Origin of the sequence: Thiorhodococcus drewsii AZ1, assembly GCF_000224065.1 — a bacterium.
GTDB lineage: Bacteria > Pseudomonadota > Gammaproteobacteria > Chromatiales > Chromatiaceae > Imhoffiella > Imhoffiella drewsii.
Map to the genome: position 1 here is coordinate 15,909 of NZ_AFWT01000015.1, position 16,420 is coordinate 32,328.

Here is a 16,420-nt window from a genome sequence, read left to right on the forward strand (position 1 = left end):
GATCAGAGCGAACGGCCGCTCGGCGTATCAGCGACCAGGATAGGGCCGGACGTCGCAGCGGATAGCGTTGCTCACGCGGTGCTTTCCAGGCTTGGGACCTCGTCGGCCTCGTCGCCATCCTGGTCATCCAGAATCTGAAGCGCGCGCGGGTTGCGGATCTCCCACCGCTGCCCAGTTGGAAAGAGATCACCGCGCAAGGAGATCGCCGATTTGTCCTGGAAGGCTTGGATGACCTGCGGATAGACCGCTTCCTCGAAACGCACCCGCACCCGGCGCGGTCGCTCGTCGATCAGCACACGCAAGGTGGCGTTACCGTCGAACTGGTCGACCGGGCGATCGAGGGCAACCACAAACCCTGTCACGCGACGGTCCGTCATCGGCTCCGAGCGACGAAAGATCGCTGCCGCCTCTCGCAGCACCTCACCCACCTCGGGGGTAAAGTGGACGCTTTGGCGTGGTCGTCCCGCAGGTCGGGTACGCGCCCAGGTCAGACCGATATCAACCCCGCGCGCCGTTTCAGCCAAGCGGGCAATCGCGTCACACAGATTCGCGCTCACTCCCTGCGACACAGCGGCATCAAAGGGGTCAAAGGCATTGTCGGCGAGCGCGCGATCCGCCGCGCGCTTGGCGGCGCTCAAGGCATCGGCCAACCTCAGAGTCACCGTGCGCGCGAATGGCTCCTCACCCAAATCGAGTTGTTGCTGACGACCGAGACGCGGCTGTACCGGCGACAAGACGGTCAGCACATAACTCCCACGCTCGCTCGGCCCGAGACGAACCGTTTTGAGATAGTCGGTCGCCTCGGTTACCTTGCGCAGATGGTAATTGCGTCGCGCATCGACGACCGAGCAGGCCGCCGACAACATCAGGTTTTCGGTCTCGCGATAGAGCACCACACCGTCCTCGATGGCAATCGCACCACTCGCATCGGCGCCCGGCGCACACAGCCGCACCACGTCGAGCCCCGAGGTTGTGAGATCACGATAGACAGCCAATGCCGAGCGTTCCTCCCGCTCGGCGAGGATCTGGATGGCCTCAGCCATGCGTGAGGCATAATCGCCCAGGTCATCCCGGGCCGGTACCAAGATTTCCACCGCATCCGTCGCCGTCGGATCAGGCACATAGACCAGCGCCTTGTCGCCGATGCGCCCGGTCAGATGCCACCCTTGAGCGTCCAGATAGGATTTGAGGTCGCCCCATGGGAGTTGCCGCAAGGCGGATTGGTCCGTCAGTTCGAGTTTCATAGACAGCCCTTCGCTTCGATCCAGCTCATCATTGTCCGCAACATCTCGGGCGTGAATCGCTGTGCACGGGGAATACGGACGGTGACACTGGTCGAATTCTCCCGCTCGGGTGCACCGGCGAGCGAAAGCCAATACCCGCAGTGACGAATGATCAGCGCGTCCTCGCTGTGACTCAGCCAGTCCTCCTCGCACTCGGGCAGCACGACCAGAATCAGCAGGCGCGGGATAATCACATCCATGCGCAGGTCGTTGTAATTCTTCATCGGCAACGGGAAGGTCACGACCTCGTCGCCAACCAGATCGCGCGCCGTGGCCTTGGCCTGAAACTCAAGCCGGGGGCGGCGTCCCTGGTGAGCGAGCAACATCCCATCGACACTGTCGATATCCACCTTCGGCTCGACCACATCGAATCCGGCGTAGGCGGCAACCGCGTTGATGTAAGCCAGTGAGAATCGGGCCTTGCGGTCGTTCGAGTGCATCAGTGCTGCCTACTCCCCATCGAGCCAAGCGCAAAATCTCAGCTTAGAGAACCTCTTTCGATCCGATGCCGCCCGGCATGCTTGGCGGCGTAGAGCGCACGGTCGGCGGCCTCGACGATCTCGCGTGGGCTTGCATGCGCGTCGGGTACCGAGGTCACCACCCCCATGCTGAGGGTGACCCAATCAGCGACGCGACTGGCCGAGTGAGGTATGGCCAGTTCGTCCACGGCGCGATTCAACTCCTCGGCGAGATGCCAAACCTGTTCCTCGTCCGTATAGGGCAGCAGAACCATGAACTCCTCGCCGCCGTAGCGGGCGATGAAATCACCCGAGCGACACAGCCTTTTGGACAGCGTCGAGGCGAGACGCCGCAGACAGTCGTCGCCCGCGCCGTGACCATAGGTGTCGTTGAACTGCTTGAAATGATCCACGTCGAGATAGATGAGCGAGAGCGGACGCCCCGAGCGCTGCGCGCGGTTCAGCTCGCTTTCCAGCATCTGATCGAAGCGGCGCCGGTTGCCGACCTCGGTCAGCGCGTCGACGAAGGCGTAGGACTCCAGCAGTTCGTACTTGTGCTTCAGGTCCAGGTGCACTTTCACCCGCGCCTTGACCATGGGCGGATGGAAGGGCTTGGTGATGTAGTCGACCGCCCCGGCGGCGAATCCGCGCGTGGAGTCCATCACCTCGGAGACGGCGGTGACGAACACCACGGGGATCGACCGCGTCGCCTCGTCTTGCTTCAGGAGGGCGCATAACTCGTAGCCGTCCATCTCGGGCATGAGGATGTCGAGCAAAATGATATCGGGCGGGGTCTCGGCATGGGCGAGCTTGAGCGCGCGCTCCGGCTTGGTGGCCGCGCTGACGCGAAACTCTTCGCGAAAGACCTCCATGAGGAGATCGATGTTCTCCTTGGTGTCGTCGACGATGAGAATCCTGGGTCGGTCATCCCGTTCGGTCAAGGTCCAACTCCTCGGCTAGCGTATGCAGGGTTTCGATGGCGGCATCGATGTCGAAGTCCTCGATCTGATCCAGGATCGACTGAAGCCGCTCCGAGCCAAACCTGCGCTCCAACGGGGCGTGCAACCGATCTAGACGGTCGCGAGCCTGGGCCAAATCCTCGTCGAGCAGCCGGCTCAGCTCGACGATCGCCTCCTTGAGCGCGTCGCCACTCATCTCTGCCTCGGCACCGGAGGCAACGGGCTCGCGCACGGTCTCGCCGGGCAGGGCGCTCAAACCATCGAGCACCTCGTTCAAGGCGACGGCCAAGTTCCGCCAGTCATCGGAGTCGGCATCGCAGCCGCCACCCGAGGCGATTCGCTGTTCGACGATCTGGGCGGCCTCATAGAGTGCGACCGCGCCGATGTTTCCCGCAACGCCCTTGACCGAATGAATCCGTCGACGGGCCTCTTCGAGCCGGCCGGCCGAGAGATCCTCGCGCGTTTGGACCAGCGTCTCGCCCCAAGCCGAGACAAAGCCGCGCAGCAGCTTCAGATAGAGCGCCGAGTTCTGGTTGGCGCGCGCCAGCCCCATAGCGACATCGATCCCCGAAAAATGCAGCCTTGAGAGCCCCTCATCGGGAGACACTTCGACATCCGGCGTCTTGTCCGGAACGCCGGGCGTAACCCGACCGCTCGGGTTGACCCAGCGCGCCAACGCGGCGAAGAGTCGATCCGGATCGATCGGCTTGGCGACATAGTCATTCATGCCGGCATTCAGACAGCGTTCAAGGTCGCCCTTCAATGCATGGGCGGTCATGGCGATGATCGGTATACCGGCCTTCTCCGGATTGGCCCGGATGCGTCGGGTCGCCTCCAGACCGTCCATCACCGGCATCTGCAGATCCATCAGGATCACGTCGTAGCGTGCCGGATCGGCCTCGGAGACCGCTTGCAGACCGTTCTCGACCGACTTCACCTCGAAGCCCGCCGAGGTCAGCCACTCGATCGCCACCAGACGATTCATCTCGATGTCCTCGACCAGCAGAACTCGGCGCCCGGTGAAATCCGGCAGCCCGGTGTCGGTCTGGACGCCGCGCTGGAGCGGCGCGCCGGTAACGGCCGCGTCCTGATGGCCGAACAGCCCCATGATGGTATCGAACAGGAAGGATTGATTGACCGGCTTGTTGAGAAAGGCGTCGAGGATCGAGCGCTCCGCCGGCTGCATCAGATCCTCGCGCGCATAGGCCGACACCATGCAGACCACCGGGGTCTTGTCGAGCTTGAGATCGGCACGCAGACGGCGGGTGGTTTCCAGCCCGTTCATTCCGGGCATCTTCCAGTCCATGAGAACGAGATCGAACGCATGCGCCGGATCCGACATGAGCGCCAGTGCCTCCTCGCCGGAGGCTGCGGCCTGGGCTGACATCTGAAAGGATTCGAGCTGTCCGACCAGGATTTCGCGCGATGTGGCATTGTCGTCCACCACCAGCACCTTGAGGCCGCGCAGATCGAGCGGAGTGGTCGGCATGTGCTGCTGGCGCTCGGGCTGACGGCCGAGCACCAGGGTTGCGGTAAAGGTGCTGCCCTCGTCCAGCCGGCTTGCGACCGACAGGTCGCCGCCCATCAGCCGACTCAGATCGCGCGCGATCGCCAGCCCGAGTCCCGTGCCTCCGTGGCGCCGGGTGATGGTCTGATCGGCTTGAGAGAAGGACTCGAAGATAGCGCTCAGCCGATCCTCGGGGATCCCGGCCCCCGTATCGCGCACCTGGATACGCAGCATCGTCTGTTCTGGCACAAGATCCGGCGGCGGCGGATCGACCAGATCGACCGAGACCATCACCTCGCCCCGGTCGGTGAACTTGATGGCATTCGAGGTCAGGTTGATGAGGATCTGTCCGATTCGGGTCGAATCCCCGATCAGGGCGCGCGGTACCTGGGCGTCTGCCGAAACGATCAGCTCGATCTCCTTCTCGTGGGCGCCGTAGGCAAACATCTCGGTCAGATTCGCCAGTACCTCGTCGAGCGAGAAAGGAGCGCTTTCCAGCTCTAGCCGTCCCGCCTCGATCTTGGAGAAGTCGAGGATGTCGTTAATCACCGAGAGCAAAGATTTGGCCGCGATGCGCGCCTTGCTCAGATAGTCGCGCTGACGCTGATCCAGCTCGGTGCGCAGCACCAGATCGGTCAGCCCCATGACGGCATTGAGCGGGGTGCGGATCTCGTGGCTCATGTTGGCGAGGAAGCCGCTCTTGGCCTCGCTGGCGAGCCGCGCGGCCTCGCGCTCGGTCTCCGCCTGCTGGCGCTGGCGGCGATCGGTGTGATCCGACACCATGCCCTCCAGCATCGGCGGGCCGTCCGCCCGCTCGACCAGCCGCAACGAGATCCCGGCCCAGAAGCTGGATCCATCGATCCGGCGCAGCTCGACCTCAAAACCCGTCACGCTGCCTCGCTCACGGACCTCGGCCAGCAGACGCTCACGGTCCTCGGAACGGGCGTAGAATCGCTCGCCCAGACCGCCCACCTCGGTCAGATCCAGCGACAGCGTCTGATCGCCAAGCATGCGCCGTAGCGCGGGATTGACGGTGACCACCTTGCCGTCCAGTGTGGTCTGAAAGATACCTTCGGCGGCATACTCGAAGATGCCGCGATAGCGAGCGGCGCTTTCCTCGATTCGGATCCGGCTCTCCATCAGCCGTTCGGCCATACGGTCGAAGGCCCGCGCCAGGGTACCGATCTCGTCGTTGCGCGCACTGTTCAGCCGCACGCTCAGATCGCCGCCGGCAATGCGTTCGGCACCATCGGTCAACGTCGCGATCGGCCGCGTCAGCACACGCCCCATCCACCAGCCGGACAGCAGAATCAACGGCAGAGTGGAAAGAAAGACACCCATGGTGAGCCAGATCAGACTCCGCCCGTAGGAGCGCACCACCTCGGCTGAAATATCCGCTCCGAAGACCCCGACCCGCGTGCCGTCGGAGGCGCGGATAGGGGCATAGGCCGAGAGCCAGGTTCCCCAGGGATCGGTATAGAACTCGGTCTCCACCAGCGGGGCGTCGAGGGTCGCGAAATTGGCGCGGAGCAGGTCACTGGCATTCGTATAGAGCCCGCCTAACGGAACCGCCCGCTCCGGGTCGTCCTCGGCATCGACGGCGAAGCGAATGCCACCGCTCGCATCCGCGCGCATACTGTACACATCGTCCAGATCGGGAACGCTGGCGAGCATGGACTGGAATGTCGCCTGCAGGCGTCGGTAAGGTTCGCTTGTGGTTCCCGCCGCGAAGGACAGACTGCGATGCAGATCGCCGTCCAGATTGGCAGCACCCACTCCGACGATGTTCGCCAGCCGCAACCGCAGGACGGACAGGGCGTAGTCGCTCTCCACCCGATAGACTGCGGCCGAGATGACTGCGGCGACCAACAGGGCGATCGCGAAAAAGGTCAGCGAGAACTTCCCTTGAAGACCGAGCCGGCGAAACCCCTTAGCTGGAAAAGACATGAAACTCAAGATAAGCCGTCGAGCAACAAGAAAGGCACAGAATACACCACCGAGCGTCCGGCGGCCGAACCGTCATCGGGGCGAAAATGCCGTGAGCGGTATGCCCTCTCGACTGTGCATGCCAGGGATCTGAGACCAATACACCCCATACCAGACCCACGCAAGCCAATGACCCAGTGCCAACACCCTGAATCGGTCCTGCTCGCTGCGGCAGATTTCGTCTCAGCCAAGATCCGCGACTCCTTCGTCGAGGACCTGGTCGCGCATGCCGCGCGCACGCTCGGACTGGACCACGTGCACATCGCCCTGCTCGACGCCAGCGGTGAACGGATCGAGGTCCGCGCCGCCTGGCACGATGGCGAACCAGTTGACACCTGGACCTACGACATCCCGGATTCGGCCGGCGGCGCCGTGCTGCGCCAAGGCCACCATCAGATCGAGTCCGGGGCGCAAACCGCTCACCCTCGCGACCGCGACCTTCAGCGGCTGGCGGCCGAAGCCTATATAGGCGCGGCCATCCCCGACGCCCACGGACGCGCCGCCGGCCTGATCGTCGGCATCAGCCATGCGCCGCTGAAGCGGCCCGATCTACCACTGTCGGCGCTGCGGATCCTCGCGGCCCATGCCGGAGGCGTCCTCACCGTCTCCGCCACTCATGAACGACTGCGCCTGAAACAGGAGACACTCCAGCGCATGCTCGACCGCGCCGAGCGTCAGATCCGCGAAAGCGAACGCCATTTCCGCCTGCTGGCCGATTCGGGCCAGGCCCTAGTCTGGACGAACGGAACCGACAAGGGCTGCGACTACGTCAATAAGGTCTGGCTCGATTTCACCGGACGTACGCTCGAACAGGAATACGGCTACGGCTGGACAGAGAGCATCCATCCGGACGACCGGCAAGGCTGCATGGATATCTACGTAGCGGCCTTCGATCGACGCGAACGTTTCAGCATGCAATACCGGCTGCGCCGTCACGACGGCGAGTACCGCTGGATCCAGGACGATGGCTGTCCGCGCTATGACGAACATGGCACGTTCATCGGTTACATCGGCCATTGCCTGGACATCACGGCGGCGCGTCGGAGCCAGGAGGCGCTGGCCCAGAAGGAGCGCTACCAGCAGGCCCTGCTCGACAACTTCCCGTTCGCGGTTTGGCTGAAAGACACCGAGCGCCGCTTCCTCGCGGTGAATCAGGCGCTCGCCGACTCGGTCGGAGCCGCGAGCACGGACGCGCTGATCGGAAGAACCGAGGACGATGCGGTCATCTGGCCGACGGGGATCTCGGATCAGCCCATCAGCGATCACGAGGTGATGGACGGACGGCGCAAGCTCAATGCCGAACACGAGATCCTCGGCCCAAGCGGCTCGACCTGGATGGAGATCTACAAGGCCCCGGTGGTCGACGCCAACGGCGACCTGCTCGGGACCGTCGGCTTCACACGCGATATCAGCGACCGCAAGCAAGCCGAACAGGCATTGGTCAAGCAACGTGAGCGCATGCGGCTCATCCTCGACAACGCACCGTTCGGCATCTGGCTGCAACAGCCGTCCGGGCGCCTGGAGTTCGTCAATCGAACCTTCTGCGAGGCGACTGGAATTCCGGAGGAGACATTCCTCGCGCTATCTCATTACAGAGAGGTCATACCCAAGGAATCCATTGAGCAGTGCCTGGAGTCGGATGCACGCGCGATGGCCGAGCCAGGCGTCGTCGTCGCCCATGAGCGTAAGGCCTTCGCGGACGGAAAGATCCACGATCTTAGGGTGTTCAAGCGCGTCAAACGCAACGAACAGGGCGAACCCGAGGCGCTCGTCGGCATCTGTCAGGACATCACCGACGAGTTGCGCAACGAGCGGGCGCTGCGCGAAAGCGAGGCCAAGTTCCACACCATGCTGGACTGGAGCCACGACTGGGAGTACTGGATCCTGCCCGACAGGCGATTCTGTTATATGACCCCCTCCGCCGAACGCGTCACCGGGTATCCGGTCGAGGCGTTCGAGCAGGACCCTGGACTGATCGATGCCATCATCCATCCCGAAGACCGTCCCGCCTGGGATCGACACATCCAGCAATCGCTGAAGGCGACACCGGACCATGACATCTGCGAGTTCGAGCTCCGCATCCGGAGGCGAAACGGCGATTTTTTCTGGGCGACGCACCGCTGTCGCCAAGTCCGGGATGCGGCTGGAAACGACCACGGCCGACGCGTCACTGTGCGCGACATCAGCGCGCGCAAGGAGGCCGAGGAGCAGATCCGCAACCTCGCCTACTTCGACTCACTGACCGGACTGCCCAACCGACGCCTGCTGCTTGAGCGGCTCGGACACGCGCTCATTGCCAGTCGCTGCAACCAGCATTACGGCGCCTTGCTGATGATCGATCTCGATCACTTCAAGACGCTCAACGATACCCAGGGACACGAAAAGGGGGACCGCTTACTGATCGAGGTCGCGCACCGGATGAGCCAGATCATACGTGCACAAGACACGGCGTCGCGTCTGGGCGGAGACGAATACGTGCTGCTGCTGGAGACCCTGGGTCAGGACGAAGCAACGGCCGCCAACAGGGCGGAAGGCATTGCGGAGAAGATCCACCACAGACTCAGCGCCCCCTATGTCATCAGCGGGGACGACAAGACGCACTATTGCACATGCAGCATCGGACTGACCCTGTTCAACGGAGAGGAGGAGCAGACGGTCGAGGTACTGCTCAAACAGGCCGACGTCGCGCTGTACCAGGCCAAGGACGCCGGGCGCAACACCACGCGCTTTTTCAACCCGGCGATGCAGATGGCCATCGAATCGCGAATGGCGCTGGAGACGGCGCTGCGTCAGGCGCTAGCGCGCGACGAGCTGCAACTCCACTACCAGCCCCAGATCGATCAGAACGGCCGTTGCATCGGGGCTGAGGCACTCCTACGGTGGCAGCGACCGGATCTGGGACTGATCTCTCCGATGCAATTCATCCCGCTGGCCGAGGAAACCGGCCTGATCTTTCCGATCGGACGTTGGGTCATCGACACGGCCTGCGCGCAACTCAAGACGTGGGAGGCACAGCCGGCGACCCGCTCGCTGCAACTCGCAATCAACGTCAGCGCCCGCCAGTTCCACCAGCCCGATTTCGTGGCCCAGGTGAGTGACAGTCTCGAGCGTTCGGGCGCCAATCCGGCACGGCTCAAGCTGGAACTGACCGAGAGCGTGATCCTGGAAAACGCCGATCCGGTGATCGAACGCATGCGACAGTTGCACGCGCTGGGCGTCGGCTTTTCCATGGACGATTTCGGAACCGGCTATTCATCGCTCTCCTATCTCAAACGTCTCCCGCTCGACCAACTCAAGATCGACCAATCCTTCGTGCGCGACATCACCACCGACCCCAACGACGCGGCCATCGTACGAGCGATCCTGGCGATGAGCCATTCGCTCGGATTGCAGGTCATCGCCGAGGGGGTGGAGACCGAGGAACAGCAGATCTTTCTGCGCGAGAACGGCTGCGACGCCTTCCAGGGGTATCTCTTCGGCAGACCGATTCCGATCGGCGAGTGGCCGCTCGATCCAAACCAGTCCGACTTCGTCGATACAATCGCTTCGGCAGAACGACTCCGGTCAGCGACGGGGGTCATCAACCGACCCTGAACACCCAAACCAGGCGAAGTCGACCGTCCGTCCACGACCCGACCGACCAGCGTCGCCGAGCAGACTCGGCGACGCATCGCCCGGAATCGGGCTCAGAACCTCGGCTTCGGTGTCGTTGCGGTTTCGACCGGCAGGATCGGATACTCGACCTTGGGCATCTCGCCGGTCAGCGAATTGAGGAAGGCAACGATCTTGCCGGCCTCGGCCTCGTCGATCTCCGCCCCCAGTTGCGCCGCTCCCATGACCTCGACCGCCTGCTTCAGATCCCACACCTGGCCCGAGTGGAAGTAGGGCGCGGTCAGCGCCGTGTTGCGCAAGGGCGCGGCGCGGAAGACGTATTCGTCGGAAGCGGAGTGGGTCACCTTGAAGCGTCCCTTGTCGTTCGGCGGCAGGATGTCGGCGCCGGGGCGCTTGATGAGACCGAAGGGGAAATAGCTCTGACCACCGACGTTGACACCGGTATGACAGGCGGTGCAGCCACGGTCGACGAAGAGTCCCAGTCCATCCTTCTGTTCCGGGGTCATGGCGGCGTCGTCACCCTCCATGAAACGGTCGAAGGGCGCGCCCGGTGTGACGAGCGTGACCTCGAATGCCTCGATGGCCTTGGCCATGTTGTCGAAGGTGACCGGATCGGCCTCACCGGGGAAGGACTCACCGAAGCGCTCGACATATTCCGGCATGCTCGAAAGCGTCTCCACAACGAATTCAGGCTGATTGGCCATCTCGACGCCCGCCTGAACTGGCCCCTTGGCCTGTGCTTTCAGATCCTCGGCGCGGCCGTCCCAGAATTGGGCGACATTGAACACCGCATTGAAGACGGTGGGCGCGTTACGCGGCCCCCTCTGCCAGCCGTGACCGATCGAGGTCGGCAGATTGTCGTCCCCCCCCATCCCCAGGTTGTGGCAGGTATTGCAGCTGATGAGTCCGCTGGCCGATAGGCGTGGATCGAAGAAGAGCATCTTGCCGAGCGTGATCTTCTCGGGCGTGATGGGATTATTGGCGGGCTGCGGCATGGTGGTCGGGAGCGCCTTCAAACCGGCCGAGGCAGCCTTTTCACGCAAGGATTGGTCGTCCGCAGAGGCGGGCGCGGAGGCGATGGCTGCGAAGATAACGAGCGCGAGGACGGATGTCTTCATCTGAGATCTCCTTCGTTCGAGTGGTGAGACACACGTCGAATTCCAGAGATTCATAAAATGATGAAATACTGGATGCGTGTACATCAACCCTAGAAAAAGGATGGACTCAGGGCCAATTCGGATTATCTATCGTGACCATCGGCTAACTCGATGCACGTATGCCGCTGACCGCTCGGGCGAGGGAGGCCGACCCTCGATACCGAGGGTCGACCTCAGGATCGGCGATCAGAGCCCCATGCAGTTGGCGTAATAGGTCACGGTCGCGGGCCAGTCGGAGAAGATGCCATCGATACCGACGTCCCAGGTCAGCACGTCGAGCAGCCTGTAGGTATCACCGTCGTTGTCGATGGCGTCGGTGATCGACTGATAGTAGTAGCCGCCCCCGTCCTTGAGCAGACCGGAGCGCTCGAGTGTCCAGGCGACGATACCCAGCCCGGCCGCCTTGGCCTGCTGGGCATAGACCGAGGGCACGATGTTTTTGTCGGCATCCAGCGTAACCAGCATCCAGGTCGGCGGGGCGATGATATTGACCCCCATGTCGGCCAACTGCTGCATGCTCGGCGACCAGGTCGAGGGCTTGGAGGTATCGAAGGCGGGATCCGAGTCACGACCGTCGAGATAGACCGCCTGCCGCCCGAACGCCGGATCCGCCTTAAGCCAGTAGAGCACGTCGTCCAGGTTGAACGACTGGGCGAACACTCGCTCGGGACGCACCCCCAGACTCTTGTACTCGTCGATCATCTGCTGGGCGTAGGCCTCCTGCGTGTAGTCGCCCTGGAAGGGCATGGTCACGCTGGCCTCCTTGAGTTCAGGGGTGAACTTGGCGCCGAGCGAGGCGATCAGCTCGATACTCTCGCGATGGGTCATGACCGTGCCACAGGTCGCATAGAGATCGGTACGGAAATTGGGCGTGCCGCCCATATAGTCCTCGACCGTGAGGGCATCTGGATCGCTGGCGTCCATCTTGCCGCAGAGCGACTTGAACTCGTCCAGGGTGATATCGCTGGTGCAGCAGACCGCGGACGCGGCCTTGGTGCGCTCGCCGTTGGCGTCGAACTCGGCCGGGGTGAAGGGCTGGGTGCATTTCGCCGCCAGTTCGGGATGGGCGAGGATGTCGGTCGTGGTCTGCAGATCGCACTGGGAGTGACGACAGACCAGCTGACGATCCTTGGTGAAGGTCACGTCGCACTCGATGATGCCGGCACCCATGCGGGCGGCGGCGACATAGGACTCACGCGTGTGCTCAGGGAATTGCAGGGCTGCGCCGCGATGACCGATCGAGAAATCGCTCTTGGTCATCGACATGTCGCGACAGGAATCGAGGGTCGACTTCAGCCAACCATTCTCCATGTCGTCGATCAGATAGAACGGCCGAGGCCCAATTTGGACGTCGGCGAACAGGGTCGGCGCGACCAGGAGGGCGCCAAGTCCAAGGATCCTGCTTATCGTGCGCATTGCGGACTCCGTTATGGCGAGAGAGAAACCGAGAAAAGCGGAGCCTGCAACGATATAGCGCCTCGATGACACGCGTATGCCGCTTGTGTGACGATCACACCTAACGTGCCACGCGGGCTAGGCGCGCGGCGATGCCGATGATTCAGCAGGGCCGAGCCATTTGAGCAGGACGGCATAGACACGCCCAGGTTCGAACGGTTTGCCGATATGGTCGTTCATACCCGCCGCCAGACAGTCAAACCGATCCTCGTCGAAGGCATTGGCGGTCATCGCCAGAATGGGGAGATCACGCGCTCCGGGCAGCGCCCGGATATGGCGGGTCGCCTCGAATCCGCCCATAACGGGCATCTGCACGTCCATGAGGACGAGCGCGTATCCACCCAGCCCCACCCGCTCGACTGCCTTGGCCCCGTTATCGACCACGTCCACCTCCAGCCCCGTGTCCCGCAGCAACTCGACCGCAATCATCCGGTTCACCGGATCGTCCTCGACGAGCAGGATGCGTCGGCCGCGATGCTCTTCGACGAGTAGACGCAGATCGGACTCCGTGCGTGTCTGCTCCACCGCAAGCGGCTCTCCGACGGGAGCACGTCCGAAACGCGCCGTCATCCAAAAGGTGCTGCCGACCCCCAGCGTGCTCTCGACGCCAACCTCGCCCCCCATGAGTTTGGCCAACCGCTTGACGATCACCAGCCCCAATCCGGTTCCGCCATAGCGTCGGGTGGTCGATTCGTCCGCCTGGGTGAAGGCGGTGAAGAGACGCTCGCACTGGCCGGGCGAGAGGCCGATCCCCTGATCCTCGACCGAAATCCGCAGCAGCACCAAATCGACAGCCTCCTCGACGAGCGCGCCCCTGACCCAAATGGTGCCCCGCTCGGAGAACTTGATGGCATTGCCGACAAAGTTGAGCAACACCTGACCGAGTCGCATGGAATCGCCGAGCAACAGTTCGGGCACACCGGGATCGAGCTCCTGGGTCAGGACCAGTCCCTTCTCTCGGGCAGACGCGTCGAGCAGACCGAGCGCCTGATCGAATACACGCGCGATCGAGAATACCCGCTGCTCCAGCGTGAGGCGTCCGGCCTCGATCTTGGAGAGATCCAGGATGTCGTCGATGATGCGCAGCAGATCCGCCGCAGCCTCGCCCGACGTACTCAGCAGATCGCGCATCTTGGGATCGGTCACGTCCCGCAACAGCAAATGATTGATGCCCATGATGGCGTTCATAGGCGTGCGAATCTCATGACTCATGTTGGCGAGAAAGGCGCTCTTGGCGCGATTGGCCGCATCGGCAACATCGCGTGCCTCGATCAATTCATGGGTGCGGGATTCGACGAGGGACTCCAGATGAGAGCGATATTGCTCCAGCTCCGCCTCGGCCTCCTTGAGCGAGCTGATATCGAAGAAGGTCACGACGATCTGGTTCAATCGGCCTTCCTCGTCCAAGAGCGGGTGGGCCTCGCACTGGACCCAGATCGCAGAGGGGTGCCCCTCGTTCGGTCTTCCGATAACAAGCCCCTGCTGCGCCTGGCCGGAAGCCAGCACACGGTTGACCGGATACTCGGGAGGTGACAGACGGCGTCCGCGCTCGTCAAGCAGATGCAAAACCAACTCCTCAGGACAACAACCGATCAGCCGATCCGCGTCGATTCCCATGAGACACGCCGCCATCGGATTGACGAATCGAATGCGTCCATCGGGTCCATGCACCACGACCCCCCCATGCAATGTATCGATGAGTCCGCGATAGTTGCGCTCGCTCTCGCGCAACGCGATCTGGGACTCGAAGCGCTCGATGGCGTCGGCCACGGTATCGGCCACCGTGCAAAGCATCTCCAGCATGGCGGGCGCATCGGGACGACGACGGGAATCCGCTAGGGACAGCGCTCCGAAACAGCGCTCGCCCAGCACCAGCGGAACGCAGACGAATGAACGTACCCCCAGCCGTCTCAACGCATCGAAGCGGTATTCGGGACGGCTGCCGGCATCCAGTTCCACCAGAGGTTCACCGGTGCGCACGACCTGACCGGAGAGTGTGTCGTCGCGCGGCACCCGCAGGCCCGCAAATGCCCCCGGCAGCCCCGTAGACCCGGTAAAGCGCATCTCCGCGCGCTCGGCATCGTAGCGCTCCAGAACCACGATCGGGAACCGGAGACGGGATGTGAGCAGCGGGGGAAGCGCGCCCCGGAAGGCATCGAGCGAATCGGAGGAGACGGCGAGCCGCGCCACGGCGCCGAGGGTCTCGCGCGATAGATCGGCCGCTATCTGCTCGCCGATATCACGTAGGGTCAGAAGGTATCCGTAGCCCTCCAGCGACAGCAGCGTCACCGTGACGCTGAGCCAGGCGACCGAATCATCTGCGCGCAGCAGACCGATCTCGGTTTGATACTCTCCATTCAGGGACTGGCGAGCGCACACGCAAGGAATCTCGTCCGGTGGCATGGGGGTGCCGTCGCGGCGAATCATCCAGCCCGAACGGGACTCGACCTCATGCAGCAGATTGGCCCCTATCGGCAGACCGATCAGACGCTCGGCGGCCGAATTCTGCTCTACGATCAGGTTCTCCACGTCGATGACCACGACTCCGAGGGACAGGCTCGCGAACAGGGTTCGATACTTGGTGAGGGCGACGTCGCGCGACAGTTCAGCGCGCTTGCGCTCGGTGATGTCGGTCATAGAGCCGCGATAGAGGCTGACGCGGCCAGTGGAATCGCGGATCGCCGAGGCGTTGATGGAGACCCAGAACTCCGAGTCATCGCGCCTGCGGCCCCGCACCTCGAACCCCTCGACCTTCCCGTTCATTTCGAGCAGATGCCCCAAGCGCGCTCGGTCCGCCAAATCCGCATACACCTGCCGACCGATGTCCTCGACCTCCGCTCGGAGCAGTGAGGGACTGTCGAAACCAAGGATCCGAGCGAAGGCGCTATTGACGTCCAGATAATGCCCCTCGGGAGAGGTTTGATAGATGCCCACCAACGAGGTCTCGAAGATCTCGCGATACTTGCGCTCGGCCTCAAGCAACGCCCTTTCGGTCTGCTCGTGCGCCGCCAGTTCGCCGCTCAGACGCCGCGTTTGATTGCGCGAGCGTGACAAGGCGAGCGTCAAGGCGACGAGCAACAGGGTGACGACCGTCCCGAAGAGCGCAATCGAGAGCACACGCGGATCCATCCACGCCTGATGTTCACCCTCAATCCAGGCGAACAGCAGGGTCCAGCGATAGCCATTGAAGTCGAGCGACAGACGCTCGGCTCTGGACGAAAATCGTTCGCCCGAACGCGTATCGTAGAGCAACCGGGTATCGGAGATTCGATCGCCGTCATAGATGGCGAATCGGAATGGACGCCCCTGCTCCGGCAGATGCACCGCCGGGATACCCTGCATCAGGTCGCTCGGTCGAAACGTTCCGAAGACCCAGCCGATCAGCGCACGACGGCGCTCATCCACGTCGCCCACCGGGGCACCCGAGCGGTAGACCGGAACGAACATGCGCAATTCGACCCCGGCATCCGAATCCCGCCCAAGCCGGCTGGCGACCACAGCCAAGTCCTCATCCCCCGAAACATCCATGGCAGAGCGCCAAGCCGGCTCGGAGAAGAGGTCGCGTCCGAGGGCTTGAGGATCGCGATCGGAGAAGGACATCCGATAGAGGATAGGAGCATGTGGCGCGTCCCCTGCCCACGCCTCCTCCTCGGCGGCGTGCCCCGACGACACCAGATGCGCGAAGCCGATGTCCTGGATGCCGGCCCCCCCCGGATGGGAGCGGGCGATCTGGACGTAGGCCTGCCAACGCTCGCGCGACACATGACTCGTGACGGACAAAAAAGCGGATGTGCCCCGCAGGAACTGGGCGTGATCCTGCAACCGTTCCCGGACCCAAACTGCCAACTCATCGCCGAATTCGACGAGGGCATGACGATGCACCGCCACCACATCCGACCAGGCGTAGAAGGTCGCAAACGAGGTGATGCAGGATCCGAAAACCAGGATCAGCCAAATCCTCCAGTGACGATACGACAGGAAGCCGATTCTGCTCATCACATCC

General features: G+C 63.1%; 8 protein-coding genes. 1 reads left to right on the plus strand and 7 read right to left on the minus strand.

Annotated elements, in window-relative coordinates:
• Positions 1-71 precede the first annotated feature (71 nt).
• From THIDRDRAFT_RS11515 to THIDRDRAFT_RS11530, 4 genes are read right to left on the minus strand one after another with little or no spacing between them, the layout of a single operon-like run.
• Positions 72-1,244 (minus strand): hypothetical protein, encoded by a 1,173-nt coding sequence (locus tag THIDRDRAFT_RS11515; protein ID WP_007041022.1) that lies wholly within the window; start codon positions 1,242-1,244, stop codon positions 72-74.
• Positions 1,241-1,723: a DUF4365 domain-containing protein gene (locus tag THIDRDRAFT_RS11520; RefSeq protein WP_007041023.1), complete on the minus strand. Its 483-nt coding sequence runs from the start codon at positions 1,721-1,723 to the stop codon at positions 1,241-1,243. Before THIDRDRAFT_RS11520 ends, THIDRDRAFT_RS11515 begins: the two co-directional genes overlap by 4 nt.
• Before the next feature lie 38 nt (positions 1,724-1,761).
• A complete protein-coding gene (locus tag THIDRDRAFT_RS11525; protein WP_007041024.1) occupies positions 1,762-2,682 on the minus strand; it encodes a GGDEF domain-containing response regulator in 921 nt (306 codons plus the stop codon).
• Entirely contained in the window at positions 2,666-6,154 is a 3,489-nt protein-coding gene (locus THIDRDRAFT_RS11530) for a response regulator (protein WP_007041025.1), read from the minus strand. Before THIDRDRAFT_RS11530 ends, THIDRDRAFT_RS11525 begins: the two co-directional genes overlap by 17 nt.
• Before the next feature lie 168 nt (positions 6,155-6,322).
• On the opposite strand from THIDRDRAFT_RS11530, the gene THIDRDRAFT_RS11535 reads away from it, so the two are divergent.
• A complete protein-coding gene (locus THIDRDRAFT_RS11535) occupies positions 6,323-9,787 on the plus strand; it encodes an EAL domain-containing protein (RefSeq protein WP_007041026.1) in 3,465 nt (1,154 codons plus the stop codon).
• Positions 9,788-9,879: 92 nt separating this feature from the next.
• Here THIDRDRAFT_RS11535 and THIDRDRAFT_RS11540 read toward each other — a convergent pair whose 3' ends face one another.
• The 3 genes from THIDRDRAFT_RS11540 to THIDRDRAFT_RS23810 form a co-directional block, all read right to left on the minus strand.
• The gene (locus THIDRDRAFT_RS11540; protein ID WP_007041027.1) at positions 9,880-10,923 is read right to left on the minus strand and encodes a cytochrome-c peroxidase; all 1,044 of its coding nucleotides are present in this window, start codon (positions 10,921-10,923) and stop codon (positions 9,880-9,882) included.
• A gap of 225 nt (positions 10,924-11,148) precedes the next feature.
• Positions 11,149-12,378: a glycerophosphodiester phosphodiesterase family protein gene (locus THIDRDRAFT_RS11545; protein WP_007041028.1), complete on the minus strand. Its 1,230-nt coding sequence runs from the start codon at positions 12,376-12,378 to the stop codon at positions 11,149-11,151.
• A 117-nt stretch (positions 12,379-12,495) separates the two neighbouring features.
• Positions 12,496-16,413 carry a PAS domain S-box protein gene (locus THIDRDRAFT_RS23810; protein WP_007041029.1) on the minus strand — a complete coding sequence of 1,306 codons (3,918 nt, stop codon included), beginning with the start codon at positions 16,411-16,413 and terminating at the stop codon, positions 12,496-12,498.
• Between the last annotated feature and the right edge of the window lie 7 nt (positions 16,414-16,420).